Consider the following 24584-nt stretch of genomic DNA (forward strand, 5'->3'; position numbering starts at 1 on the left):
ATCAGGGAAGATCTGCTTCCATTATACTCATCAATGCCTCATCATCCAGGGCGTGCCCATAAAGCACATAAACCTTATCATTGATCCTGGTCATGGCATTGACGGCAAGAAAGCCATCATCGTTTAGACTGGTCGTAAATTCATTGAAGAGGCCCAAACTTGGGTTATAGATTCCAAAGAAGATATTGAAATCCTGAGTAGCCGGATCACTATCTGAGGTTTGCCCGGAAACATAGATTACACCATTATTATTGATGGTAAAGGTTCTTGATATCGGTCCCGGAAGCCGCTGTATGTTGGTAGCTCCGGTAGCCAGATTCACAATGTAAATCTCATCCTGGATATTCTCACTCTCAAACTCATCGCGCCCACCGAATATGTATAGGTGGCCATCTATGATTTCTCCTTCTGCCCAGGCCTTAGGTCCAGGCAAGGTAGCCACAATATCAAATGCCTGATCCGCTTCATTCCAGCGATAGACCTTATCCGAATTTTCAGCATTGATGTCACCCCCCCAAACGTAGATCTCATCATTGTATAGCGCGCTGCCAAAGCGTGTCAGTGATAGTCCGTGAATGACATTCGTAAGGTTTTCTGTTAAATCAATGGAATAGGTATTGAGAAAACTACCTCCGATCACGATCAATTCATTGTTTCTGATATGCAGGCGTTTCGTGATATAATCTTCCCGATCAAAATACCGAAATATCCCTGTACCGGTCGCCAAATCATAACGTATGATCTTCTCAGATAGAAATCCGGTTTGTGGATTGGTTTCCCGATGTGCAATAAAAAGCGCATTTTCCTCGGCGGAACCAAGAAAGCCAGTGGCCTGACGCAGATTGGTTCCCTGAATAGCCGTAATTTCTCTGAATTCAAGAAAAGCGACTTCACTCACATCATCGTCATCACTTCTGCAGCCCTGCAACCAAAGCATGCCAAAAGCCACCGCCATCAGCAGTATCATCCTGAGCAAATTCATAGCAGATCCAAACATTTAGGCAAAAATCAGCAACTTTCTTAAAACCTCAATAAGTATGCCATGGTAAAAACATCATCACGTGTTAGTCCATCGGGATTTGTTTTTCTATCCAACAGCTTATAACCATATAGTACTTTGAAACCCGACGAGGTACTTAAGTGATAGGTAAAACCAGCCAATACAGACAATGCAAGACCTGTGGTCCTTACCTCACCCCGATCTTCATTCGCGGCTATCTGCAATCCCCTGTCAGGTGTAATTCTATAAATGGGCAACGCTGCCAAACTGAAGGAATAATTGATAAATCGCCAGCTTCTCTCTGTGCGAAGCATCAGGTCAATTCCTCGACGTAAACCAACGCCAGAGTCATAACTACGAACATATTCCTGATCTCGAAACCGAATCCATTCGCCATATCGGAACTCATTATCGTTCGAAGTTAGAGCTTGCTGGTATCCAAAAGCCACCAGCCATTTTTTTGTTAGCATCGAAAATCCGGCGATTACGTCATAACTCCCAAGGCTAGTCTGGTAATACATCGGCAGGTCTAGTCCATTGGCATTGGCATGTGTGGAATTGTTAGTGGGAATCTTTCCACCAAGGGTGAAATTTAGATCGATCTGCTCCGTACGATAGAGGTTCTGAGTCACGCTAAATGAAATATCTCCGACACTTTGCGTATTTCCCAGGGTTCCTTTCACCCATTGGTAGGGCACCTTGACCTGAAAGCCCAGCCGGTCGTTGATCCCAAAGTTAAGATCTGCCGTAACCGAATAGATCACCGGAGATAAAGTAGACGTGCCCCGATAATAGCTAAATTCAACGCTCCGTAACTTGAAGTTAATCTGGCGGCTGAAGCTCTGGTCCGGCTTCATCGCTCCCATCGTACAAAACCCGGCATCACTACATCCTTGCGAAAAAACATTCAAGGAAATTACCCACATAAACAAGATTAGAATTACGCGCATATCAACGGGTAGTAGGTGAAAAAGTGATCCGAAGAACTGACGTTTTCGCAGGATAAGAAAATCCATCATCAATCAACCGTACTCGTTCAAAAGCAGTGAATTCTCCTTGATTCAAATTCATTTGCCTGGCAGGTTGGTTAGGGCCTTCATATGGCTCTTCATTCAACTCTGTACCGGCATCCCAGAGGAATACTTTCCGCGTAAAGTCCCCTGAAATGGGTTCCCCATCCGGGTGAAAAAGGCTTATACCATCGTCATTGTAGGCATAGAAAGCATCGTTGGATTCGGTAAACATACTCGCCAGATTGAATGAATCTCCGTAGGAAGCAGAAAAACTGAATGATACAGACTCTCCTGGCAGGATATCAGGAAAAACACCCGTTTCAATCACGTCTCTTCTTACCGAGAGGTTATTAAACAATGTATCATTGATGCCATCTTCGGCGAGTTCTTCCAGTCCTTGACCATATTCAAATGAAAAATTGAAAAACAAAGGATGACCTCCTCGGTGGGTCATAAATACTCCTCTGGACAGTATCACCTCCGGGGCTGCTTCTGTTCCCGACAGATTCTCGATCGTGACGGTAAATTCCGCCCGGGTATCAGGAATCCCTTCGCATCCAGCGAAGCACAACAAAACAATGATCCATATGTAGGTCTTGTGCATAATAAATCAACACTTCCCAAAATTTAAGTATAATTCCCTTTACCGGCAGCGAATAGTTGTCGGTTGCTTCCGTTTATCCTCAATTACCGCTTTCTTATCCATTTTTTTTCAACGGGAACTTTTTGTCAACGTTTTAGGTTTGAACATTTTCGAATGTAAACCTATTATCACTACGAAATTAAATCCCCACTTATGAAAAATTTATTACTAAGCGCAGTTATCATGTGCCTTTTTGTAAGCGCATCTTATTCACAGGATTTTCCTAAAACGGACGGAAGTCCCATGGATGCTGCCTACTACCCACCAAGAGCTGCTTTCAGATATTTTGCTGAAACTGATGCTGAAAAGAAAGCCGGAGAGCCGGTTATGCGAGTTTTGTACTCAAGACCACAGAAAAAAGGAAGAGATATCTTCGGTGGCCTGGAAAAATTCGGAACCTGGTGGAGAATCGGAGCGAATGAGGCAACTGAGTTGCTGTTGCTCAAAGATGTTACCGTGAATGGTACCAAATTGGCAGCAGGTAGATACAGCGTTCATGCAAAAATCGAGAAAGATGCCTGGGAAATCCACTTCAGTACAGAACTGGATAGCTGGGGTTCTTACAACTTCAGAAATGATCCCTCATCTACTTCTGTGGCAAGCATTTCCGTGAAAACACAAGCTACTGCTGAAACCGTTGAGTCATTAGGTATCTTCTTTGAAAAGAGTGATGCTGGTGCTGATATGGTCATCGGGTGGGACAACACCATGGTGCGTGTACCTTTTCAGTTCTAAGCAAGAACTTAACTATAGGAATAAGCCTGGGCTATTACAGTCCGGGCTTTTTCATTTGAAAACCACCAAAAAACATTTGAGGCAGCCAAATCAGTACTTTTCTATTTCTTTGCGGCTTACAGAGCTTCAATACTACCAAACAAGCCTTTTCGAAGATCATGCCTGTAATAAGGATTGTACTCATTTTTATCTGGACCGGCCTCATGGTCCCCTTATCGTTAATACTTAGATTCATTTTCCTGAATCATAAAATTCCACTGATCATGGCCCGAAATCAATGGGGCAAAGTGATCTTGTGGATCGCTGGCTTGAAGCTCTCCATTAAAGGGCAATCTGAGCTCGACTTCAGCCAACCAAGGATCTATGTCGCCAATCATTCTTCTTACATGGATATTCCATGTCTGTTTGCCGGACTACCTGTCAATCTTTATTTCATCGCGAAAGCGGAAGTGAAGAAAATTCCTTTTGTAGGTATTTTCATGATGGCTACCAAAATGATCTTTCTGGATCGCGGTAGTCGTCAAAAGTCTATCAATAGCATGAACAGTGCAGGGGAATTAATCAAAAAAGGAAAGTCTGTCCTCGTATTCCCCGAAGGAACCAGAAGCCGTACAGGGTCGCTTCAGACTTTTAAAAAGGGAGCCTTTATGTTGGCGTATAATTCAGGCTTGTCCGTAGTTCCTGTTCACCTGGAAGGCACCAATCATGTCATGCCCAGTGACTCGTTGAGCATAAAACCGGGTAAAGTTCAAATGACCATCGGGACGCCCATATCCAGCAGTGATTTCTCAGATGTCCAAAGTTTCATGGACAGTACCAAAGCATCGATGCTTGCGTTGAAGGAGGGTTAAGCTAAAATGCATCATGCAGAAGTACTGAACGGCGATAATATTAACTCAATGATCCTTGGTGATAGAGTTAATAAGTTATTTGGTTCGTCTGTTTTGAAAAAGAATATGGCAACGCTCTGGTGAGAGATCACCCGACTAAATACAACCTTACATCTTTAAGATTAACATTCGATAATTCTCAGCAATACGATTTGACCTGTTGATCTTGGTAAGTGCTATGATTGTAATGATCCAAAGAACGATTTCGTCAAGATGTAATAGGCATTAAACCAATCAAGTAATTGATAAGAAAACGCATGAAATTAAGGAATTGAATTGGGCCTAATTAGCCTTGAGGAATTTTTTGGCTACGTTAACCACTCCCTGATTGTCTTTCACAATCATGAAATAATAACCGACAGCAAAGTCTTTGACCGGGAATCGGTATTTTCCATTACCTAAATCTTCAGGAACGACAAGCATCTTTTGGCCCAACAAACTTCTGATTTCGAATTTCAATTCCTGAACATTGCTGTTCGAGATTTGAACGATCAAGAATTCCTGTGCAGGGTTTGGATAAACATCAATGCGATTCGCTTTGTCCAGGAAGTCCTGAACGATGATGTCATTCTCGTCTGGATTAGGCGTATTGTTACCCTCTTGCGCAAAGGCAAAGGTTCCTGCGAACAGGAATCCAAGTAACAATATGGACAGACGGTGTTTCATTGATTACAAAGTACGTAAAATTTTTCTCAATGTTTGATAAACATCATAAAATTTTTCGGTGAATTGAACGTTAAAAACGGTTAACATGGTTAATTGCTATAACAAATGGCAATTCAAGACGATATTACTATTTCAATAAAGTATTGATTTATAAATAGTTAACTCTCCACATACTGAATAGCCTCTGGCAAGTACTCAATCAGGTCTGAGGCCATCATACTTCGCATCCCCAGGTCTTGTTTTGCAAAATCTCCTGCAAGGCCATGGATATACACCGCACTCCTCAATGAATCGAAAGGATTTTTATCCTGAGCCAACAATCCACATACCAATCCAAAAAGCACATCCCCACTTCCTGCTGTGGCCATACCCGCATTACCTGTCGGATTGAAAAACACCTCTCCCTGCTCATTGCAAACCATCGAAAAGGCGCCTTTTAAAACCACATTCAATTGATACTTTTGACACAATGCTTGAAGTTTTTGCAATTTGTCGTAATCGTCACGCCAGGCACCGACCAGTCTTTTGAACTCACCCGGGTGTGGTGTCAGGATCGACCCTTTGGGTAATTTTTCGAGGAGATGTGGATTACTTGCAAGTATGTTTAACCCATCTGCATCAAATACCATGGGCTTTTGATGGTCATGATTTGTCAGTAATTCGGTTACAGCTTGCTGAGTGGCTTCAGCCGTTCCGATCCCAGGACCAATCCCAATGACATCCGCAATTTCCAAATAGGTAGAAGAAATGATTTCCGTTTCACCTTCATCTTCTGTAACCATGGCCTCCAACACCGTCTGTTGTAGAATAGGTGTTCCTTTAGCAGGAGATTTCATGTATAGCAGCCCTGCCCCCGCTCGAAGACAGGATTTCGCCGCCAGGATCGCCGCACCCATTTTTCCTTTGGCTCCGGCCCAGAGTTGAACTCTACCTGCGTCTCCTTTATGCATGAAAGGTGATCGTATCGATAATTCGATATCAACTGATCCGGTAAGCTGGAAAAAAGAAGGCTGTTGTTGAATAAAATCTTCATCCAGTCCAATGTCCAGAATTTCCCAATTTCCCACATACATAGCCAATTCCGTCTGAAAGAAAGCCAATTTTGGCACTTGAAAGCTGATGGTTCTGGTTGGGCGAATGGCCTCCGTATCATTCATAGGTTGCTCAGAAAATAGCCCAGAAGCAATATCCACAGCAACAATCTCAGCTCCGGACTGATTCAAAAAAGTCACTAGCTGGGCAGGGAACCCCGCTAACGACCGATTGAGCCCTGAGCCAAACATCGCATCGATGATGATGGTATTTTCAGAAAATTTCGGGATCTCAGAAATCTCCTCTAGCTGTTTTATAGGATACTGAACCCGCAGCTTGTTCAGCTTGAAATCCATGCTGGCCTTCTCCTCATTTCCGACAACCCATGCTTGTACCTCGTATTGCTTTTCATGAAGCAACCTCCCAATGGCCAGCCCATCTCCACCATTATTACCAGTACCACAAAAGATGGTCACGGCACAGGATTCATCGTAGTACTCGCAAAAAGAATTCACGAAAGCCAATGAAGCCCGTTCCATCAGGTCGATAGAAGAAATGGGTTCATTTTCAATGGTATATGCATCCGCAGCACGGATCTGTTCAGCCGTTAAGATTTTCATAGTTTTCAGATGTACAATTTACTTAAGTCTGATATGGATTTGGCATTAAAAATGCCTTAAAGGTTTCGACCGCAATACAATAGTCGGCAGAGCAAAGTCACTAAGGTCACGTAACTAAGGCAGAGTCGCGCACAAACCAGGAAAATGAATTTAACGATCCACTTCTCCCATCACCAGGTCCAATGACCCAACAATGGCGACCAGATCAGAGATCATGACATTTCGACTCAATTCAGGCAAAACGCTCAAATTGACAAAGCTACAAGCTCGGGCTTTGCAACGGAATGGTTGATCTGAGCGTCCATCCGCACGAAAAAAGAAGCCTAATTCTCCTTTCGGGTTCTCTGCACGCACATAAAAATCCTGTGCTTTCGGACGGATCTTTTTGGGCACCACAGCCCGAGGATCAAAATCCCGGGTCCGTTTGTGATCCCCTTTGAGTTGTTTCAGGCACTGTTCGATGATCTTCACCGATTCCCTACACTCCTGCATCCGCACCCAGGTTCGGTCCCAGCAATCGCCAGTAGTACCTACTTCACCCGTTCCGATCGGGATGTCGAAATCCAATTCCGGATAGACACTGTATCCATCTACACGGCGCAAATCATACTTCAGGCCACTTGCTCGCAACATGGGTCCAGTAACGCCATAATTGATCGCCAAATCCATGGGTAGTACACCAATATTAGCGGTACGATCGATGAATATCTGATTAGAAATCAGCAAGTCCTGAAGGTTATCTAATTTGGGCTTCAGGTAGTTGATGAATTCCGTACACTTCTCTTCAAAACCTACTGGCAGGTCATAGAACAGGCCACCAACCCAAATGTAATTGTAAAGCATCCTTGCACCACAGGTCCATTCCAGCAAGCGCATCAGGTGTTCACGGTCACGCATCACCCAGAAAAAAGGTGTCATTGCACCTATATCCAACCCATAAGTACCAATGGCCACAAAGTGCGAAGCGATCCGATTGAGTTCGGCCACCAACACCCGTATGTATTCGATGCGTTTCGGGATGTCTCCTTCGATCCCTAGCATACGCTCTACTCCCATGGCATAAGCGTGCTCATTGTTCATCGCTGCCATGTAGTCCATGCGATCCACAAATGGGATCACCTGATTGTATGGCATGGATTCGGCATGCTTCTCAAAGCACCGGTGCAAATAGCCCAGATGCGGCACGACCTCTCGTACAATCTCCCCATCCGTCACAATTTCAAGACGTAGCACACCATGCGTTGACGGGTGCTGAGGGCCCATATTGATGATCATTTCGCCTCTATTCAGGTTCTCTGCACTGTATTTCAGCGGTTCTGAGTTTTGGAGATGATCCGGGTGATATTGGTATTGTACTTCTTTCAATCTATGTCTTTTTGGGGCTTGCCTCCGGCCGGGCTCTCCACACTAGTCAGCGCACTGCCAACGATCCCTAAGCCGAACTGCTCCTATCAATATTCCACTTTCATGCCGTGGTAGTATTCCTGTTCTTTATAATCTTTCCGTAGCGGATGCCCTTCCCAGTCATTGGGCAAAAGAATTCGCCGCAAGTCGGGATGTCCTTCAAATCGAATGCCCAATAAATCATACGTTTCCCGTTCATGCCAATCTGCAGTCCTCCAAATATCGGAAACTGTCACTACCACCGGGTTTTCACGCTCCAGCTGCACCACCACAGCGATGCTCATTCCTTTAGGTATTGAATTAAGGTGATAGATTACCTCCATTTGATTGGCCTCTTTTCCCAGGTCAACACCCGTCAAACAGGACAGCATATCAAAATAGCATCGGGAGTCCTGGTGCAGGAAGATCATGACCTCTTTCAGCCGATCAACTGGAACCACAAAAGCAACAGGCGTACTTTGTTCACGCTCTGTGAGAACAAGTTCTGAAATTTCGGCTTCTAGTAGTGATTTTAGTGCTTGTGGAGTCATACTAGACTGTTTCTGTTTTTTCTTCCTCCAACAACTTCTGAATGGCAGTGGGTTTCATCAGGGATTCGCCTCGGATTTTTTCCTGCAATTTCATAATGCCTCCGATCAAAGCCTCCGGTCTTGGGGGACAGCCTGGCACATACACATCTACAGGAATGATCCGATCTACCCCTTTTACGACATGATAGCCGTGCTCCCAATAGGGACCTCCACAGTTGGAGCATGATCCCATGGAAATGACATATCGTGGCTCAGCCATTTGCTCATACAACCTCCGAACTCGATCCGCCATTTTGAAGGTCACCGTTCCGGAAACGATCATCACATCAGATTGTCTCGGCGAGAATCGTGGGAATACGCCCATGCGGTCCAGGTCATAGCCTGTGGACATGGTGGACATCATTTCTATCGCACAACAAGCCAAACCAAAGCCCATCGGCCAGATACTGGACAGTCTTGCCCAGTTGATCACATCATCTACTTTGGTGACGATCACCCCCCCTTTGGTAAATTCCTGATCCAGTAGTCCCATTAGTATTTTTTGTTGATCTGCTGGTAAGCTTCTTCTGGTATTTTAGATTGATAATCAGATGATTTCGGCTCTGGTTTCACCCAATCCAACATGCCTCTTCGCCATACATAGACCAACCCAATGGCCAGGATCGCGATAAAGATGAAGGTTTCTATCAGTGCAAATTTCCCCCATAACCCCTGAGTCGTAGTATTGAGTTCCTCATTCGCAAAAACCGTGGCCCAGGGAAAGAGAAATACCAACTCCACTTCAAAAAGCAGAAAGACCAGGGCAATGACAAAAAACCGGATATTGAAATTTCCCCAGGCTGAGCCAACAGGCTCTTCTCCAGATTCATAAGTAGCTAGTTTTTCTGCATTGGGCCTACTAGGTCGCAACACCCAACTAGCGAAAACCGTGGCCAGAATGAAACCCAATCCGCCGATCAAAAAGAGTAGAATAATACCGTAACCAGATATCTCGGGCATAAAAAATTAATTCCGGTTCGAAGATACAACTGATCCCGTTAGAATTTCAGTGGATCAAGGTGCTTAAAGTGACCATTGAGCCTAATTCGTTCCTTTGCACGCTCTGCTCGCTCCAAAGCAGGCAAAATGTTCTTCAAATGGTTGATAATGAAGTGCTGCCGATCTACTTCTCTGGGCAGTTTGATCAGTTCAAGCTCTTCTTCGAGTTTGAGCCCGATTTTATGGGCTACCGTAAAAACAGTAGTGTCCTGATCAAGGGGTACTCGATCTTCCATCTGCAACCAGGAAAAAAGCTCCTGACATAAGTCGAGCATTCGTAGCTTCAACTCCATGTCTTCATGAAAGTCCATTTCCACATACTCCACGCTTCCTCCCGCATAATCCCGGTCTTTCCATGGGTTTTTAAATTCCTGTACTCGAAATACCTGAGTGGCTTGTACACTGATGTCAGCGCGACCGTCCTCATACATTTTCACCACATCCACAATCTCTACCTCTGTACCGTAATCAATTTTGTTGAGCACATAAGAAGGGATACCAAAACTCATTTGGTGTTCCAAACAGTCTTTTAACAGTTGTTTATATCTAGGCTCAAAAATGTGCAGATTCAACTGCTCCCCCGGAAAAGCAACCAGGTTCAAAGGAAAAAGTGGAATTTCTACTTCCATGTTAGTCTAAACCATTTCTTGTTCATGAAGTTTCGCAATTTCAAAATTTTCTCCTTGTTGTTCCTGACAATAAGGGTCAAACATACCGAATGGATCAAGGTTTCACACATTCTGATCCTCAAGTTTTCGAGTACTGATCAACTAAGGTACATTCGCTTTTGAGATGGAAAACAAGCAAATAAAAATAGATCAGGGCAGAGTAGTTCCCATGTTGCCCCGACTGCTCATCACCGGATCAATCGTTGCATTGATCATCTATCTGATGGATCAGGCACAAAATCCGAATTTTGTTTTCACCCTTGCTATAGTCGTAGGATCAACCTTTGTGCATGCCATTTGGAGTACACGCAGGGTATTTGCATATGATCACAATACCGCGACTTTCAATCATTACTATTGGTTACTCAGTTTCAAGGCGCAGCATCGTACGGAGCATGGAAAAGGAACAGCAATCATCCTGCGAAGAATGGGCCATGAACAAAAATCGCCCGGAAATTATCCCTGGAAAGTGTTCTTGAAAATTGAAGATGGAAATGAGGTTTTTGTCATCAGCCGTGATAATAGTGAGGATGGGATGACAGTGGCTGCTTCTATTGGAAAAAAATTGGGGCTGAAGGTGAGGAAGGAGTAGCCATCCTGCCTGGCCGGCAACAGTTCAGGCTACAATTCATAATCTCTTTGTAAAAGCGCAAAAAAGAGATTCCGGATATTTTTAGCCATTCGAAAATTTACGACTAAAAATTCCGGAATGACGCTTTTAATTCTATCAACTCGTAGCCCAGGTCACGCCTGTGCCTGTTTCAGACAAGGGTTTACAGGGTTCCCAAACGGCAGGTACCAATTCGTATTGCATCACTCTGGTGGCACCGTATTCTGAAGTGAAAAAACCTAACAGGGTTAATTCTTTTACGCTCCAGAAAAATGGGCCATCACTCGCTTGCCCTTCAGGACTATTGATGTAATCATTCTTTTCCTTAGCAATAGCTAACTTCTGGGCAGCTTCCAGTTTCCGGAAACTTTTGCCTTCTTTATCGACCACTTCTTCCATGAAAGCCGCTAAGCCCTGCACGAACTTGTTTCTGGCCTCTTCATCATAAACCGTAGACACCATTTCTTCAATGAATCTGGGTACACCCAAATCTTTGGCTCCTAAGGTATCCGTGGCTGGATAAATGGTTTCCGCAAGTTCCTGAATAGTCAGCGCTTGCTCATTATCAAAGAAAGTGGGTGTCCATCCCGGCTTGGGATCTGGAGCACATCCATTCAACACACCTAAAATAGCCGGAGCAGACAAAGTGCCCCCCATGAAATACGTCGCTTTTTTGATCGCTTCTCTTCTGTTAATTGCCATTTCTGAGTGATTTACAGGTTATTCTTATTCAATTGATCAACTGCATAATTTGCCGCACGGGCCGTCATTGCCATATAGGTCAACGATGGGTTTTGACAAGCCGCTGAGGTCATTGCTGCTCCGTCCGTGACGAAAACATTCTTCACTTCATGCAATTGATTCCATTTGTTCAATACGGAAGTTTTAGGATCTCTTCCCATACGTGCAGTTCCCATTTCATGGATCCCTAATCCGGGACCTCCCATATCATCGTAAGTATTGATGTCCTTGAATCCGGCTACTTCCAACATTTCCGCAGCTTGCTGCTTCATGTCTTTGCGCATGTTGAGTTCATTTTCCTTGAACTCACAATCCATGGTAAACGTAGGCAGGCCATGTTTATCTAGTTTTTCTGGATTCAGTTCTACTTTGTTCTCATGATAAGGAAGGCACTCGCCGAATCCCATCAATCCCATTCTCCATTCTCCGGGCGTAGTGATCTGTTCTTTCAGTTCAGGACCAACGCCTAACTCACGCACACCTGCTTTCCAGTCTTCGCGACTTCCACGTCCCTGGTAACCATATCCCCTCAAAAAGTCAGGGTGCTTCTCTTTGATGTTGCGGAATCTCGGTATATAAATACCATTTGGCCGTCTTCCTTTGTAATACTGATCTTCGTAACCATCAACAGTACCAGAAGCTCCCACACGGAAATGGTGATCCATGAGGTTGTGACCTAGTTCGCCAGATGCATTACCCATACCATTCGGATGATCCGCATTCTTCGAATTCATGAGAATCCAGGTAGATCCGAGAGCAGACGCATTTAAGAATACGATTTTAGAGAAGAACTCTTGAACCTCACCCGTTTCAGCATCCTGTACACGTACTCCTTTGGCTTTCCTCGTTTCCGAATCGTAAATCACTTCTGTTACGATGGAATTGGGACGAAGTGTCATGTTTCCGGTAGCTATGGCCGCAGGCAGTGTAGAAGCCTGTGAACTGAAGTATCCCCCAAATGGGCAACCCCTCATGCACATGTTACGATAATGGCATTTCGATCTACCGTTATGGTCTTGTGTCAAATTCGCAGTACGACCTATGGTCATGATCCGATCGTTGTACTTTTCAGCGATCTTGTCTTTCAAGTGTGTTTCCACACAAGTCATGCCCATAGGTGGCAGAAATTTACCATCCGGAAGTTGCGGCAATCCTTCATTCTGTCCACTAACTCCAATGAAAGACTCTACATAATCATACCATGGCGCCAGGTCTTTGTATCGGATCGGCCAATCCACAGCGACCCCATCTCTGGCATTGGCCTCGAAATCCATCTCACTAAGGCGATAGCTCTGTCGTCCCCAAAGCAAGGACCGGCCACCCACATGGTAGCCTCGGATCCAGTCAAATCGTTTCTTTTCCGTGTAAGGATGCTCTGTATCTTTTACCCACCAGTGTTTGGTCGACTCTTTGATCGTGTAACCAGTACGCATTTGTTTTTGGTAGTGCTGCGCTTCTTCCGCAGACACACGGTCCCCATGAGGCAATTCCCAGGGTGGCGTATTCATGGTAGGGTAATCTTTCAGGTGTTCCACCTGACGTCCTCTTTCCAACACCAGGGTTTTCAATCCTTTTTCGGTTAACTCTTTTGCAGCCCAGCCCCCACTGATACCGGTTCCAACGACGATGGCATCATAAGTCTGTTGCTGTTGCGCTTTGATATTTAAATTCATTCGTAGAAGTAGTAGCGTTCACTGGCACCGATCCTTGTGATCCGTGCGAAACAGAATTTCCAATTCTCAGTATATCGGAACTTCTTATCACAATCTTACTGAGAAGTCACTCCAAGCTAATGAATTTCTGTTACCAAATAGGAGGGCTATTGTTTCAAGGGAAACTGCAATCGATTTCAATTGCACGCTTTTGAAAATATTCTATTAGATTGATTGAGATTTTACTTGATCCTTAATAAAAACACCTGCCCGATGAATCGGAAAGATGCCCTTAAAAAAATCTCGGGAGCTTCACTGCTTCCTTTCTTACCTAACCTTGCTTTTTCCTCCGAAACCGAAAACACCTTACTGGCAGGAAAAGTCAATCACTCCGTTTGTAAATGGTGCTACTCAGATATTCCTCTGGAAGAAATGTGCGAGAAAACGCAGGACTTTGGAATCACTTCCATTGAATTATTAGGTCCCAAAGAATGGCCAATTGTTCAGAAATACGGACTCAACTGTGCCATGGGTAATCCGGAGACATTTTCCCTGACAGAAGGCTTTAACGATCCATCCAAACATCAGGAACTACAAGAGGTATACAAAGAAGTGATCCCTCAGGCTGCAGAAGCAGGACTCTCCAAGATCATTTGCTTTTCCGGAAATCGAAATGAACTTTCGGATGAGGAAGGACTCGAAAATTGCGCCATTGGACTTGATCCATTGGTGAAACTTGCAAAGCTGCATGGCATCACACTCTGTATGGAACTGCTCAACTCCAAGATTGATCATAAAGATTATCAGTGCGACCACACTTCATGGGGAGCGGCTTTGGCTGAAAAATTAGGGAGCGAACATTTCAAATTGCTCTACGATATTTATCACATGCAGATCATGGAAGGTGACGTGATCCGAACCATCAGGGACAATCAACCATACATAGCCCATTATCATACCGGGGGTGTTCCAGGCCGAAATGAAATTGACGATACCCAGGAATTGAACTACAAAGCCATCATGGAAGCGATTGTAGCGACAGGGTATGATGGGTTTGTAGCACAGGAATTTATTCCCAAATCAGACAAGCCACTGGACTCATTGAAAAAGGCCGTAGAAATATGTGATGTGTAATTGGTAGGGTTTTTGCTCAAAAGACTGTATATTACTATACTAACTGGAAACCCCACCTAATGCCATTAAAAAAAGAAGTGCATTTGCGTTTTTCCAACTAAAACACCTATTCATGAGAACTACCGCGAAATTATTTTTAGGTCTAGCCGTTTTTGTTTTTATCGCTTGTTCCGATCAGATTGATGTAGAAATCAACGAATTGGGAGAAGGAATTGGAGAAGTCCTCGACGTTGTAAGTGGAGAGACTTTTTACAGCAGCCTTTTTGTAACTACTTATAATCCTGATGTGCAGGAAGAAAAAGTAGAATTCAAAGGGGAGATCATTGAAATGAAGGAACCCATATTGGTCACTTATGGCTTTATGTGGTACGATGCCAATGATCCTAATGTGGAAATCACGAGAATCGAATTAGGAGAAACTACTGAAAAGTTGTCATTCTCTGCTGAATTAACTGATCTTCCGAAAAAAGATAATCTAGTTGTTTGCACCTTCCTCCGACAAGCTAGTACAAGCGAAGGAGAAGGAAATGGTGAACAACCACACGAATTGATTGGCGACGAAATTGCCTTTTCAAACTTGTAAATCTAAAATCGAATACAAAAGGAGAGCCAGCGCTTAGGTGCTGGCTTTTTTTATGCTTTCTAATATTTCTAGAGAAATATCGGATCAATCCAAAAACCTGTGGATTACTTGTATTAATTGGAGTTGCCTTCTAGGAATGGCCTTGATTCATTTTAGGTTTTTGATTCAATAAAGAGCGAAAAGAACAAAATTCTGTTCGAGCCTAGAAATCACTATTTTCAGTCAACAGACAATATGGCGAGTTTATTTTGTTCCTGTTCTTTTGAGTCAAAAAGCGTGAAAAAATGAATCCTGGCCTAGGTTTTTGCCACTTTTCATCGATGGAAAAGTGGGAGGAAAGACGATGCTTCTTGCTTTGATGGTCCTTTAGAAAGTTATTCAAGTGGGACAACTCAATATTTGATCTTGAAAATTACATTTAGTTAAGGGGCTCCCCAGAAAAATTGCTTGATCCGAAATATCAATGTCTATAAAAACATAAGGGTAATTCGAAAAGCCCCTTGTTAAGCCTCACACAAATCAGCTAATCTTACATTATTAAACATAAAAATTCATATGAAGCAATTTCAAAACATCAAACGACTCTCATTTCTATTTGTATTGGGGATAGCCATATTTAGCTGCACACCAGATTTTGCCGAAGGGCTGGAAACCAATACACGTGAAGTCTGCATGCAACGCACTGGTAATAATACCGGAGGAACCGATCGCAGCAACTTTTGTCCAATGGCCGATGGCGTAGTTTCAGGACCAACTAGCGGCGACGTAACCGAATCAGAGAATGATGGGATCAATGGGCCAAATTAGGAAATGTCGAAAAACTTGCCCGTTCGTTTTTTTGCACACTTTTATTAAAGCTGAATTCAAATAGCTATCAACAATAAATAAGAAAGGTCGTCTCATTACCCGAAACGACCTTTTGTATGTTTACTTCTGAGACTAGTGATCAGTCTACAGCATCAATGATATTATTTAGCGTAGCACTTGGACGCATGGCCTTAGATGCTAACGCCTCGTCCGGATTGTAATATCCACCAATATCCATGGCACTTCCCTGAGCATCATTCAATTCCTGAACAATGGTCACTTCATTGGAAGTCAAGGCTGCTGCCACAGGTCCGAAAGTAGCTTTCAAATCAGCATCCTTGTCCTGTGCTGCGAGAGCTTCTGCCCAATACATGGCCAGGTAGAAATGACTACCTCGGTTGTCCAGCTCATTTACCTTTCTGGATGGCGACTTGTTCTCCGCCAGGAATTTCTCCGTAGCAGCGTCCAATGTTTCACCTAGCAACTTGGCTTTATCGTTATTGGAACTGTTTGCCAAATGCTCGAAAGAAACTGCCAATGCCAGGAATTCACCCAGTGAATCCCATCGTAAGTGACCTTCTTTTTCGAATTGCTGAACGTGCTTAGGCGCGGAACCGCCGGCTCCTGTCTCGAACAATCCTCCACCTTTCATCAACGGAACGATGGACAACATCTTAGCACTGGTCCCTAATTCTAAAATTGGAAAAAGGTCAGTCAGGTAGTCTCGCAGTACGTTACCCGTTACAGAAATGGTATCCAATCCGTCTTTGATTCTCTCCAGAGAGAATTTTGTCGCCTCTACAGGAGACTTGATGTGAATCTCAAGTCCATCGGTATCGTAATTAAGCAAGTAAGCCTCTACTTTCTTGATCAATTCTGCATCATGCGCCCGGTTTTTATCCAACCAGAATACAGCGGGTGACCCAGTAGCTCTTGCTCTGCTCACAGCCAGCTTCACCCAGTCCTGTACCGGAGCGTCTTTCACCTGGCACATACGGAAGATATCTCCAGTACTCACGGATTGCTCGATCAAAACATTACCAGCAGCATCTACCACTTTCACAACACCAGCTCCACTCATTTGGAAGGTCTTGTCATGTGAACCATATTCTTCTGCTTTCTTGGCCATCAACCCAACGTTAGGCACACTTCCCATCGTCGTAGGATCAAAGGCTCCGTGTTTTTTACAGAAGTCGATAGTTTCTTGATAAACGCCAGAATATGAACGATCCGGGATGATCGCCTTCATGTCTTTCAAGTTGCCGTCAGGTCCCCACATCTGGCCCGAAGTTCGGATGGCAGCTGGCATGGAGGCATCAATGATGATATCACTAGGCACATGCAGGTTGGTGATTCCTTTGTCAGAATTCACCATCGCCATGGCAGGCCGTGTTTTATATACCGCATCGATTGCTGCTTTTACTTCTTCTTCCTGAGGATGGCCTGCGATTTTGGCGTAAACGTCACCAACACCATTATTGGGGCTTACACCCAATTCAGCGAAAAGATCTGCATATTTCTCAAAGACATCTTTGTAGTAAACCGCAACTGCAGCACCAAAAATAATCGGATCAGACACTTTCATCATAGTGGCTTTCATGTGTACAGAAAGCAATACATTTTGTGCCTTGGCATCTTCGATTTCCGCTTCCAGGAAGGATTTCAATTCCTCGAAATTCATTACCGAAGCATCGATTACCTCAGCAGCCTCAAGCGCAATTCCTTTTTTCAATACTTCTGCTCCTGAAGCTCCTTCAAAAATGATATCCACTGAGGTGGCAGCAGGAATGGTAAACGATTTTTCACTTCCGTAAAAATCACCGCCAGACATGCTAGACACGTGTGATTTGGAGTCTACACTCCACGCTCCCATCGAATGTGGGTTTTTCTTGGCGTAGTTTTTTACCGCTCTTGGCGCTCTTCGGTCAGAGTTCCCTTCTCGTAATACCGGGTTTACAGCGCTACCCTTCACCTTATCGTAAGTCGCCTTAATGGCTTTTTCTTCATCGGTCTTAGGCTCTTCAGGGTAATCAGGCAAGGCATAACCTTGTGATTGCAATTCTTTTACCGCTCCATGGATCTGTGGAATAGACGCACTGATGTTCGGTAACTTAATGATGTTCGTTGCAGCGTCCTGAGTTAATTCACCCAAGATCGAAAGGTGGTCAGGGATACGCTGTGCATCCGTTACGGCATTCGGAAAATTGGCAATGATCCTTCCCGCCAGGGAAATATCACTAATTTCCACCGTGACATTTGCAGGTTTAGCAAAAGCCTTGATAATGGGCAAAAAAGAATAGGTAGCCAAGGCTGGCGCTTCGTCCGTCTTGGTGTAAATGATCTTTGCTGTCTGCGTCATGAAAGAATAATGAAATGTAAGGTTCAACAAGAGCGCTTAGCCCAATAAGCGCGAAATAATGGAATTTTGATCAATAACTCTCCTCCTCGTTAGGAAAAGTCCGATCTTTTATATCTTGAATGTAATTTTCAACCGCTCCAGTGATGACCTGATTCAAGTCAGCATAGGCCCTGAGGAATCTAGGTTTAAAGTCTTGTGTAATGCCCAGCATATCATGAACAACTAAAACTTGCCCATCGGCATCCGGACCTGCCCCTATACCGATGACAGGGATATCCACTGATTCGGCTACTTTTTTAGTCAATGTAGCCGGGATCTTTTCAAGTACCAGAGAGAAACAACCGATCTCTTGCAATAATTGGGCATCTTCAATCAGTTTGTTGGCTTCTGCTTCTTCTTTGGCCCGTACGGAATACGTACCGAATTTGTAAATGGATTGTGGGGTGAGCCCCAGATGGCCCATGACCGGTATACCGGCGGTTAATACACGCTCGATACTTTCCTTAATTTCCATACCCCCTTCCATTTTCACGGCATGTGCCCCGGATTCCTTCATGATCCTAATGGAAGACCGAAGCGCTTCGGAAGAATTCCCTTGATAGCTTCCAAAAGGCACATCAACCACTACCAAAGCACGATCCACGGCTTTTACCACAGAGGTCGCATGCCAGATCATATGGTCCAGTGTGATCGGAAGCGTCGTTTCATTCCCTGCCATCACATTGGATGCAGAATCACCTACCAGGATGATATCAATGCCTGCTTTGTCAATGATTTTTGCCATGGAATAATCATAGGCCGTGAGCATGGCAATTTTCTCGCCTTTGGCTTTCATCTCTTGAAGCCTATGTGTGGTAATCTTCTTAAACTGGCCTTTTGCGGTACTCATAGCTTTTGCGGGTGACAATAAAGGAGCGGAAAAATAACAAATAAGCAACTGAAGTAAAATTGACCGATCATGTAAGGAAATCCTACCTTCAGGCGCATACCCGGAGTATTTTATATTTTTGTTAAGATCCGCACTTTATATAAGTGCATTTAGAAAAACCTAGTTCATGAAATACTTTTTCCACCTCTGCTTTTTATTCTGCTTTACTTCCTTGATTGCCCAGGATGGCGTAAAACCGGCTCCTGATAGAGCTGAAGGTGAAGGGCCTTTCGATCAAATGATCATTCGAGGCGTGACCATCATCAATGGGAATGGGGCCCCTCCGATCGGACCAGCAGATGTGGTGGTGGAAGAAAACAAAATTTCCGAAATCAGGATCGTTGGCTATCCTGGGGTTGAAATCGATGATGATCGCCGACCTCAACTAAAATCAGGAGGAAAGGAAGTGGATGCAAATGGCATGTATCTGCTTCCTGGATTTGTGGATATGCATGGACACATCGGGGGAGCGAGTCAGGGTACACCTTCCGAGTACGTATTCAAACTATGGCTGGCTCATGGCGTAACCACCATTCGGGAACCCGGATCTGGCAATGGAAGAGACTGGACGCTGGATCATAAAAAGAAAAGTGCTAAAAATAAAATAACGGCACCTCGGATTGTGGCTTATACGTTCTTTGGGCAAGGAAGTGACGGCATCAATTCCACAGAAGAGGCCAGAAAATGGGTACGTGAAAATAAAGAAGCCGGAGCTGATGGCATCAAATTCTTCGGAGCCCGTCCCGACATCATGACGGCTGCTTTGGATGAGAACAAAAAATTAGGCCTCGGAAGTGCTTGCCACCACGCACAGCTAAACGTAGGGTGGTGGAATGTGATGCACTCCGCGGAAGCTGGCCTGACTTCCATGGAACATTGGTATGGTTTGCCTGAAGCCATGTTTACCGACCGGGTGGTACAGGACTATCCTTTAGATTACAACTATCAAAATGAACAACATCGCTTTGGCGAGGCTGGGAGGTTATGGCAACAAGCTGCAAAACCGTACACCGAAAAATGGAATGAAGTAATGGATCGGCTGATAGAGCTGGATTTCACTCTCGACCCAACTTTAAATATTTATGAAGCAAGTAGGGACCTGATGCGCTCTATGAACGCAGATTGGCACAAAGATTACACCTTACCTTCGCTCTGGAAATTCTACAAACCCAGTAAAGTATCACACGGCAGCTACTGGCATTATTGGGGGACAGAAGAGGAAGTTGCCTGGAAAGAGAACTATGACCTGTGGATGACCTTCATCAACGAGTATAAAAACAGGGGTGGCCGTGTTACCACAGGTTCTGATTCCGGATTCATCTATCAACTTTATGGATTTGCTTATATCCGGGAACTTGAATTGCTGCGAGAAGCAGGATTTCATCCTTTGGAAGTAATCCGTGCCGCAACGTTGATGGGTGCCGAAGCTTTGAAGATGGATGATCAAATCGGAACCATCGAAGTAGGCAAATTGGCCGACCTAGTAATCGTAGAAGAGAACCCGCTGCAGAATCTAAAATCACTTTATGGCACGGGTGCCATCAAATTAACAGAACAGAATGAAGTAAAACGCGTTGGAGGAGTTAAGTATACCATCAAAGATGGAATTATTTTTGATGCAAAAGCATTATTAAAAGATGTGAGGGAGATGGTCAAAGCGGCCAAAGAGGAATCTGGTGAATTGGTCTCACCGGGGTATCCGAACTGGAAGCAATAGCTTTTATACCCTCGTAAAATATTTATCAAAACAATCAGTAATTGAGGTGAATCGAGGTATACACCCACATATCGTTCTATCCTTTGTTTTGATCTCGCTGTTGAGCGGGTGTATCAAGACAGAGTCCAGTGATGGGCAACCGCCGGTTGACACACAGCAAAGTACGCTCTCTTCGGAAAGGAATCGGGTTATTTTATCTTTTTCCGGAGAGCGATTGCCCCCCAAATCTTTTGAAGGACAGGAAAGACAGAAACGTGAACGTCAGCTCGAAGAAGCGCGTGCATTGTACGAAAATAATCCTGACAGCCTGGAAGCCATCATATGGTATGGACGAAGACTCGGCTACCTGGGTTTGTACTACGATGCCGTGGACATCTATACGGATGGACTAAGGATTTTCCCTAATTCCTATAAACTCTTACGCCATCGAGGAGAAGCACACATTACCGTTCGTCAATTTGCTCAAGCCAGACAGGACCTTGAGCAAGCCGTCTTCTTCTCCAGAGAAGCACCGAATGAACCAGAACCTGACGGGCAACCCAACCGACTGAATAAGCCACTGAGGAGCACAAAGTTCAATATCTGGTATCATTTAGGTTTGACCTACTATCTCCAGGGAAATTTCGACAAAGCGATTTCTGCCTACAAAAAATGCATGGAGGTAAGTGACAATGACGACCTTAAGGTCGCTACCACCACCTGGCTGTATCGTACCTATTTTCAAATTGGGAACATGGAAGAAGCAGATCGCCTGTTGGAAACCATTGATCCTGGCATGCGCATCGTGGAAAGTCGGTCTTACCACAATATCTTGATGTTATTTAAAAACGAGGTGACCCCTCAACGCATCAGGGAACTGGCTTCTCGTCGCGATGAAAGCCTCGACCCTACCATTGGTTACGGACTGGGTAACTGGTACGTGTTGAATGGAGATGTCGCGGTAGCCACTGAAACTTTTGATCAGGTACTTTCCAGTGGAAATTGGGATTCTTTCGGATACATTGCCAGTGAGGTAGAAAGGTCTAACCTCGATGTAGCTCCTTTATAATCTAAAGCGCTTCTATGTCTCTACGAAGCTTCATCAGCCTTCCGGGAAAATCGGTAATGATCCCGTCCACACCCATGTTGAGCATTTTGATCATATCATCTCGCTCATTTACTGGATAAGTATACACTTCATACCCACGTGCATGCATCCGAAATACCCTTCTTGGACTCAATGTTTCGTAATGCGGGTTTAAGGCATTGAGGCGAGATTCATGTTTGGAACGACCCAGGTGTACTCTCGTTTCGACATAGAAAGCAATTAGAGGTGCCGAATCCTCTCCGATCAAAAGCTTCTTGGTCTGTATTCGATCATCATAGGCATGCGCTTCCTCAATATAACGGTCCTCGTACGATTGCAAAATGCACCATTCGAATCCATTTCGCTCTGCTTTTACGATCTCAATCAGTTTCTCCGCAAAATCATGATAATGCGGATGATCCATGTGTTTGATCTCAATCAGCACTTTACTTTTCCCGTCAATCAGGTCCAGTGCCTCTTTCAGGGTAGGCACTTTTTCTCCTTCATAATCCGGGTGGAACCAGGAACCCGCGTCCAGTTCCTTGATTTCAGCCAGCGTTTTTTCTTCCACCAGGCCTCTTCCGTTGGTGGTGCGCTCCAAAGTAGAATCATGGAAAACCACGATCTCCTCATCTTTGGTATGACGAACATCCAATTCGATCATATCCACTCCCAGGTCAAGCGCCTTCTGAAAAGCAACTAACGTATTTTCCGGTGCGATCCCGGAGGCTCCTTTGTGAGCAATGATCTCAAATTCCTTCCCCTTAAGTCCATCAATATCCGTACTAGCGAATATTTTTTGGTAAATGATGGGCTCAAATAGCGCCAATGCCATGAAAATCAGCATGAAAGGCGTTGAATAAAGCAGAAACTTCTTAGTCATAAATCGGAAATTACCTCCTTAAATTTACTAAAAACCGGCAATCACTTACAAAGCAATTATTTCAGGCTAATGTGCAGCTCTTCTAATTGATCTCCTGCAATATCCGATGGGGAATCAATCATCAAATCACGACCAGAATTATTTTTTGGGAACGCGATAAAATCTCTTATGCTATCCTGTCCTCCAAATAGCGCACACAATCGGTCAAAACCGAAGGCAATACCACCATGAGGAGGTGCGCCGTATTGGAATGCTCCTAGCAGAAATCCGAACTGGTCCTGGGCCTCTTGCTCTGTGAAACCCAATGCTTTGAACATGCGTGATTGCACTTTACTATCATGGATCCGAATCGATCCACCACCTACTTCTACCCCATTGATCACCAGATCATAGGCATTGGCATTTACATTGCCCGGGTCACTTTCCAGCTTTTCCAGGTCTGCAGGTATCGGAGAAGTAAATGGGTGGTGCATGGCGTGATAGCGTCCTGTTTCTTCATCCCATTCCAACAATGGAAAGTCAACGACCCACGCAACAGCTACTTTATCTTTATCTCTCAGACCAAGCCTTGAACCCATTTCCAATCGCAATTCATTCATTTGCTTGCGGGTGGCATCTTTGTCTCCTGCAAGAACAAGAATCAAATCGCCCGGGTTAGCTCCGCAAGCTGTTGCCCAATTTTTTAACTGATCCTGATCGTAGAATTTATCTACAGAAGACTTGAAAGACCCATCTTCATTGCATTTGACATAAACCAGTCCCTTCGCTCCAATCTGAGGCCTTTTCACAAAATCAGTCAAGCCATCGATCTCCTTTCTCGTATAAGAAGCACAACCTGGCGCAGCAATGGACACTACCAACTCTGCCTGGTCAAAGACATTGAATCCTTTGTATTGAACGATCTCATTCAGTTCCGTGAAGGCCATATCAAATCGCAGGTCGGGTTTGTCCGATCCATATTTTTCCATGGCTTCTGCATAGGTGATATGTGGGAAGTCAGACAATTCGATTCCTTTGATTTCTTTATAGAAGAACTTGACCATGCCTTCAAACAGATTGAGCACATCATCTCGCTCTACGAAGGACATTTCACAGTCTATCTGGGTAAACTCAGGTTGACGGTCGGCTCGAAGGTCTTCATCTCTGAAGCATTTCACGATCTGGTAATAGCGATCAAAACCCGAAACCATCAGCAATTGCTTGAATGTCTGTGGCGACTGTGGCAAGGCATAAAATTGCCCTGGATTCATTCTGGAAGGCACCACAAAATCTCTGGCTCCTTCGGGTGTAGATTTGATCAGGTAAGGCGTTTCGACTTCCGTGAAGCTTTGGCTATCCAAATACTCCCGGGTCTTTTTCATCAACAAGTGACGTAACTCCAGGTTCTTTCTTACCGGCGCCCTTCGCAAATCGAGGTACCGGTACTTCATGCGAAGGTCCTCGCCTCCATCGGTATCATCCTTGATCAAAAAAGGAGGAACCATAGACGGATTGAGCACGGTCAATGTTTTTACCTTGATCTCAATTTCTCCGGTAGGGATTTTATCATTCTTCGACACGCGTTCAATCACTTCTCCCTCAGCTTGCAATACGAACTCACGCCCTACTTCTCTTGCCTGAGCAATGGCCGCAGCATCAGAAGTACTTTCATCAAACATCAATTGTGTGATCCCATACTTGTCTCGAAGATCAATCCAGACCATCCCTCCTTTGTCACGTAACAGCTGTACCCAACCGCATAACTTCACCGTTTTACCTTGATCTGAAATCCTTAACTCACCGCAATTGTGTGTCCTCAACATAATATCTACTCAATGGCACTTTAAAAATCAGCTGCAAAGTTATCCAACCTGTGTTCTTGTAAA

The 24584-nt window shown here is 44.4% G+C and carries 24 protein-coding genes; 8 read left to right on the forward strand and 16 right to left on the reverse strand.

Translation table 11 applies throughout. The features are described from left to right. Position 1: 1 nt before the first annotated feature. Genes R8G66_17465 through R8G66_17475 form a run of 3 tightly spaced genes read right to left on the reverse strand, consistent with a single transcriptional unit; the run spans position 2 to position 2617 of the window. Positions 2-982, reverse strand: a complete 981-nt coding sequence (locus R8G66_17465) for a hypothetical protein (GenBank protein MDW3194166.1) — start codon at positions 980-982, stop codon at positions 2-4. A 38-nt stretch (positions 983-1020) separates the two neighbouring features. Continuing rightward, entirely contained in the window at positions 1021-1950 is a 930-nt protein-coding gene (locus R8G66_17470; protein MDW3194167.1) for a hypothetical protein, read from the reverse strand. A 1-nt stretch (position 1951) separates the two neighbouring features. Next, positions 1952-2617: a spondin domain-containing protein gene (locus R8G66_17475; protein MDW3194168.1), complete on the reverse strand. Its 666-nt coding sequence runs from the start codon at positions 2615-2617 to the stop codon at positions 1952-1954. Between the two features lie 192 nt (positions 2618-2809). Here R8G66_17475 and R8G66_17480 point away from each other — a divergent pair, with 192 nt between their 5' ends. Next, on the forward strand, positions 2810-3391 hold the full coding sequence (locus R8G66_17480) for a DUF2911 domain-containing protein (protein MDW3194169.1): 582 nt from the start codon (positions 2810-2812) through the stop codon (positions 3389-3391). Between the two features lie 263 nt (positions 3392-3654). Beyond that, positions 3655-4242, forward strand: coding sequence for a lysophospholipid acyltransferase family protein (locus tag R8G66_17485; GenBank protein ID MDW3194170.1), 588 nt, complete (start codon positions 3655-3657; stop codon positions 4240-4242). 321 nt (positions 4243-4563) lie between these two features. Here R8G66_17485 and R8G66_17490 read toward each other — a convergent pair whose 3' ends face one another. The 7 genes from R8G66_17490 to R8G66_17520 all read right to left on the reverse strand — a co-directional run bounded on the left by R8G66_17490 (position 4564) and on the right by R8G66_17520 (position 10200). Beyond that, positions 4564-4947 carry a T9SS type A sorting domain-containing protein gene (locus R8G66_17490; protein ID MDW3194171.1) on the reverse strand — a complete coding sequence of 128 codons (384 nt, stop codon included), beginning with the start codon at positions 4945-4947 and terminating at the stop codon, positions 4564-4566. A gap of 158 nt (positions 4948-5105) precedes the next feature. Next, a complete protein-coding gene (locus tag R8G66_17495; GenBank protein ID MDW3194172.1) occupies positions 5106-6599 on the reverse strand; it encodes an NAD(P)H-hydrate dehydratase in 1494 nt (497 codons plus the stop codon). Positions 6600-6749: 150 nt separating this feature from the next. Then, positions 6750-7964: an NADH-quinone oxidoreductase subunit D gene (locus R8G66_17500; GenBank protein MDW3194173.1), complete on the reverse strand. Its 1215-nt coding sequence runs from the start codon at positions 7962-7964 to the stop codon at positions 6750-6752. Positions 7965-8050: 86 nt separating this feature from the next. After that, complete coding sequence (locus R8G66_17505) at positions 8051-8533, reverse strand: NADH-quinone oxidoreductase subunit C (GenBank protein MDW3194174.1); 483 nt, start codon at positions 8531-8533, stop codon at positions 8051-8053. A 1-nt stretch (position 8534) separates the two neighbouring features. Continuing rightward, positions 8535-9065: an NADH-quinone oxidoreductase subunit NuoB gene (nuoB, locus tag R8G66_17510; GenBank protein ID MDW3194175.1), complete on the reverse strand. Its 531-nt coding sequence runs from the start codon at positions 9063-9065 to the stop codon at positions 8535-8537. After that, positions 9065-9532: an NADH-quinone oxidoreductase subunit A gene (locus R8G66_17515; GenBank protein MDW3194176.1), complete on the reverse strand. Its 468-nt coding sequence runs from the start codon at positions 9530-9532 to the stop codon at positions 9065-9067. Before R8G66_17515 ends, nuoB begins: the two co-directional genes overlap by 1 nt. Before the next feature lie 38 nt (positions 9533-9570). Next, positions 9571-10200: an LON peptidase substrate-binding domain-containing protein gene (locus tag R8G66_17520; protein MDW3194177.1), complete on the reverse strand. Its 630-nt coding sequence runs from the start codon at positions 10198-10200 to the stop codon at positions 9571-9573. A gap of 163 nt (positions 10201-10363) precedes the next feature. Here R8G66_17520 and R8G66_17525 point away from each other — a divergent pair, with 163 nt between their 5' ends. Beyond that, complete coding sequence (locus tag R8G66_17525; GenBank protein ID MDW3194178.1) at positions 10364-10831, forward strand: hypothetical protein; 468 nt, start codon at positions 10364-10366, stop codon at positions 10829-10831. A 135-nt stretch (positions 10832-10966) separates the two neighbouring features. On the opposite strand, the gene R8G66_17530 is transcribed toward R8G66_17525, so the two are convergent. Further along, a complete protein-coding gene (locus R8G66_17530) occupies positions 10967-11551 on the reverse strand; it encodes a gluconate 2-dehydrogenase subunit 3 family protein (protein MDW3194179.1) in 585 nt (194 codons plus the stop codon). Positions 11552-11562: 11 nt separating this feature from the next. Then, positions 11563-13263: a GMC family oxidoreductase gene (locus R8G66_17535; GenBank protein ID MDW3194180.1), complete on the reverse strand. Its 1701-nt coding sequence runs from the start codon at positions 13261-13263 to the stop codon at positions 11563-11565. A 252-nt stretch (positions 13264-13515) separates the two neighbouring features. Between R8G66_17535 and R8G66_17540 the strand changes: the two genes are divergently transcribed. The 3 genes from R8G66_17540 to R8G66_17550 all read left to right on the forward strand — a co-directional run bounded on the left by R8G66_17540 (position 13516) and on the right by R8G66_17550 (position 15766). Further along, positions 13516-14376, forward strand: coding sequence for a TIM barrel protein (locus R8G66_17540; protein MDW3194181.1), 861 nt, complete (start codon positions 13516-13518; stop codon positions 14374-14376). 112 nt (positions 14377-14488) lie between these two features. Further along, positions 14489-14959 carry a hypothetical protein gene (locus R8G66_17545; protein ID MDW3194182.1) on the forward strand — a complete coding sequence of 157 codons (471 nt, stop codon included), beginning with the start codon at positions 14489-14491 and terminating at the stop codon, positions 14957-14959. A gap of 555 nt (positions 14960-15514) precedes the next feature. Next, positions 15515-15766 (forward strand): hypothetical protein, encoded by a 252-nt coding sequence (locus tag R8G66_17550; GenBank protein ID MDW3194183.1) that lies wholly within the window; start codon positions 15515-15517, stop codon positions 15764-15766. Between the two features lie 139 nt (positions 15767-15905). On the opposite strand, the gene R8G66_17555 is transcribed toward R8G66_17550, so the two are convergent. Together R8G66_17555 and panB are read right to left on the reverse strand one after the other, a co-directional pair. Beyond that, positions 15906-18125, reverse strand: a complete 2220-nt coding sequence (locus R8G66_17555; protein ID MDW3194184.1) for an NADP-dependent isocitrate dehydrogenase — start codon at positions 18123-18125, stop codon at positions 15906-15908. Between the two features lie 70 nt (positions 18126-18195). Beyond that, a complete protein-coding gene (gene panB, locus R8G66_17560) occupies positions 18196-19014 on the reverse strand; it encodes a 3-methyl-2-oxobutanoate hydroxymethyltransferase (GenBank protein ID MDW3194185.1) in 819 nt (272 codons plus the stop codon). 166 nt (positions 19015-19180) lie between these two features. On the opposite strand from panB, the gene R8G66_17565 reads away from it, so the two are divergent. Then, on the forward strand, positions 19181-20770 hold the full coding sequence (locus tag R8G66_17565; GenBank protein ID MDW3194186.1) for an amidohydrolase family protein: 1590 nt from the start codon (positions 19181-19183) through the stop codon (positions 20768-20770). A gap of 46 nt (positions 20771-20816) precedes the next feature. After that, the gene (locus tag R8G66_17570; protein MDW3194187.1) at positions 20817-21818 is read left to right on the forward strand and encodes a tetratricopeptide repeat protein; all 1002 of its coding nucleotides are present in this window, start codon (positions 20817-20819) and stop codon (positions 21816-21818) included. Position 21819: 1 nt separating this feature from the next. Here the strand turns inward: R8G66_17570 and R8G66_17575 are convergent, their stop codons facing one another. Together R8G66_17575 and aspS are read right to left on the reverse strand one after the other, a co-directional pair. Then, the gene (locus tag R8G66_17575; protein MDW3194188.1) at positions 21820-22719 is read right to left on the reverse strand and encodes a glycerophosphodiester phosphodiesterase family protein; all 900 of its coding nucleotides are present in this window, start codon (positions 22717-22719) and stop codon (positions 21820-21822) included. Between the two features lie 56 nt (positions 22720-22775). Further along, positions 22776-24521, reverse strand: coding sequence for an aspartate--tRNA ligase (gene aspS / locus R8G66_17580; GenBank protein MDW3194189.1), 1746 nt, complete (start codon positions 24519-24521; stop codon positions 22776-22778). Positions 24522-24584 lie beyond the last annotated feature (63 nt).

The organism is Cytophagales bacterium (assembly GCA_033344775.1).
Classification (GTDB): domain Bacteria; phylum Bacteroidota; class Bacteroidia; order Cytophagales; family Cyclobacteriaceae; genus JAWPMT01.

Coding starts and splice junctions, on each gene's coding strand:
- R8G66_17465 (MDW3194166.1), bottom strand. CDS start 982: ATGAATTTGCTCAGGATGATACTGCTGATGGCGGTGGCTTTTGGCATG.
- R8G66_17470 (MDW3194167.1), bottom strand. CDS start 1,950: ATGCGCGTAATTCTAATCTTGTTTATGTGGGTAATTTCCTTGAATGTT.
- R8G66_17475 (MDW3194168.1), bottom strand. CDS start 2,617: ATGCACAAGACCTACATATGGATCATTGTTTTGTTGTGCTTCGCTGGA.
- R8G66_17480 (MDW3194169.1), top strand. CDS start 2,810: ATGAAAAATTTATTACTAAGCGCAGTTATCATGTGCCTTTTTGTAAGC.
- R8G66_17485 (MDW3194170.1), top strand. CDS start 3,655: ATGGCCCGAAATCAATGGGGCAAAGTGATCTTGTGGATCGCTGGCTTG.
- R8G66_17490 (MDW3194171.1), bottom strand. CDS start 4,947: ATGAAACACCGTCTGTCCATATTGTTACTTGGATTCCTGTTCGCAGGA.
- R8G66_17495 (MDW3194172.1), bottom strand. CDS start 6,599: ATGAAAATCTTAACGGCTGAACAGATCCGTGCTGCGGATGCATATACC.
- R8G66_17505 (MDW3194174.1), bottom strand. CDS start 8,533: ATGACTCCACAAGCACTAAAATCACTACTAGAAGCCGAAATTTCAGAA.
- nuoB (MDW3194175.1), bottom strand. CDS start 9,065: ATGGGACTACTGGATCAGGAATTTACCAAAGGGGGGGTGATCGTCACC.
- R8G66_17515 (MDW3194176.1), bottom strand. CDS start 9,532: ATGCCCGAGATATCTGGTTACGGTATTATTCTACTCTTTTTGATCGGC.
- R8G66_17520 (MDW3194177.1), bottom strand. CDS start 10,200: ATGGAAGTAGAAATTCCACTTTTTCCTTTGAACCTGGTTGCTTTTCCG.
- R8G66_17525 (MDW3194178.1), top strand. CDS start 10,364: ATGGAAAACAAGCAAATAAAAATAGATCAGGGCAGAGTAGTTCCCATG.
- R8G66_17530 (MDW3194179.1), bottom strand. CDS start 11,551: ATGGCAATTAACAGAAGAGAAGCGATCAAAAAAGCGACGTATTTCATG.
- R8G66_17535 (MDW3194180.1), bottom strand. CDS start 13,263: ATGAATTTAAATATCAAAGCGCAACAGCAACAGACTTATGATGCCATC.
- R8G66_17540 (MDW3194181.1), top strand. CDS start 13,516: ATGAATCGGAAAGATGCCCTTAAAAAAATCTCGGGAGCTTCACTGCTT.
- R8G66_17545 (MDW3194182.1), top strand. CDS start 14,489: ATGAGAACTACCGCGAAATTATTTTTAGGTCTAGCCGTTTTTGTTTTT.
- R8G66_17550 (MDW3194183.1), top strand. CDS start 15,515: ATGAAGCAATTTCAAAACATCAAACGACTCTCATTTCTATTTGTATTG.
- R8G66_17555 (MDW3194184.1), bottom strand. CDS start 18,125: ATGACGCAGACAGCAAAGATCATTTACACCAAGACGGACGAAGCGCCA.
- panB (MDW3194185.1), bottom strand. CDS start 19,014: ATGAGTACCGCAAAAGGCCAGTTTAAGAAGATTACCACACATAGGCTT.
- R8G66_17565 (MDW3194186.1), top strand. CDS start 19,181: ATGAAATACTTTTTCCACCTCTGCTTTTTATTCTGCTTTACTTCCTTG.
- R8G66_17575 (MDW3194188.1), bottom strand. CDS start 22,719: ATGACTAAGAAGTTTCTGCTTTATTCAACGCCTTTCATGCTGATTTTC.
- aspS (MDW3194189.1), bottom strand. CDS start 24,521: ATGTTGAGGACACACAATTGCGGTGAGTTAAGGATTTCAGATCAAGGT.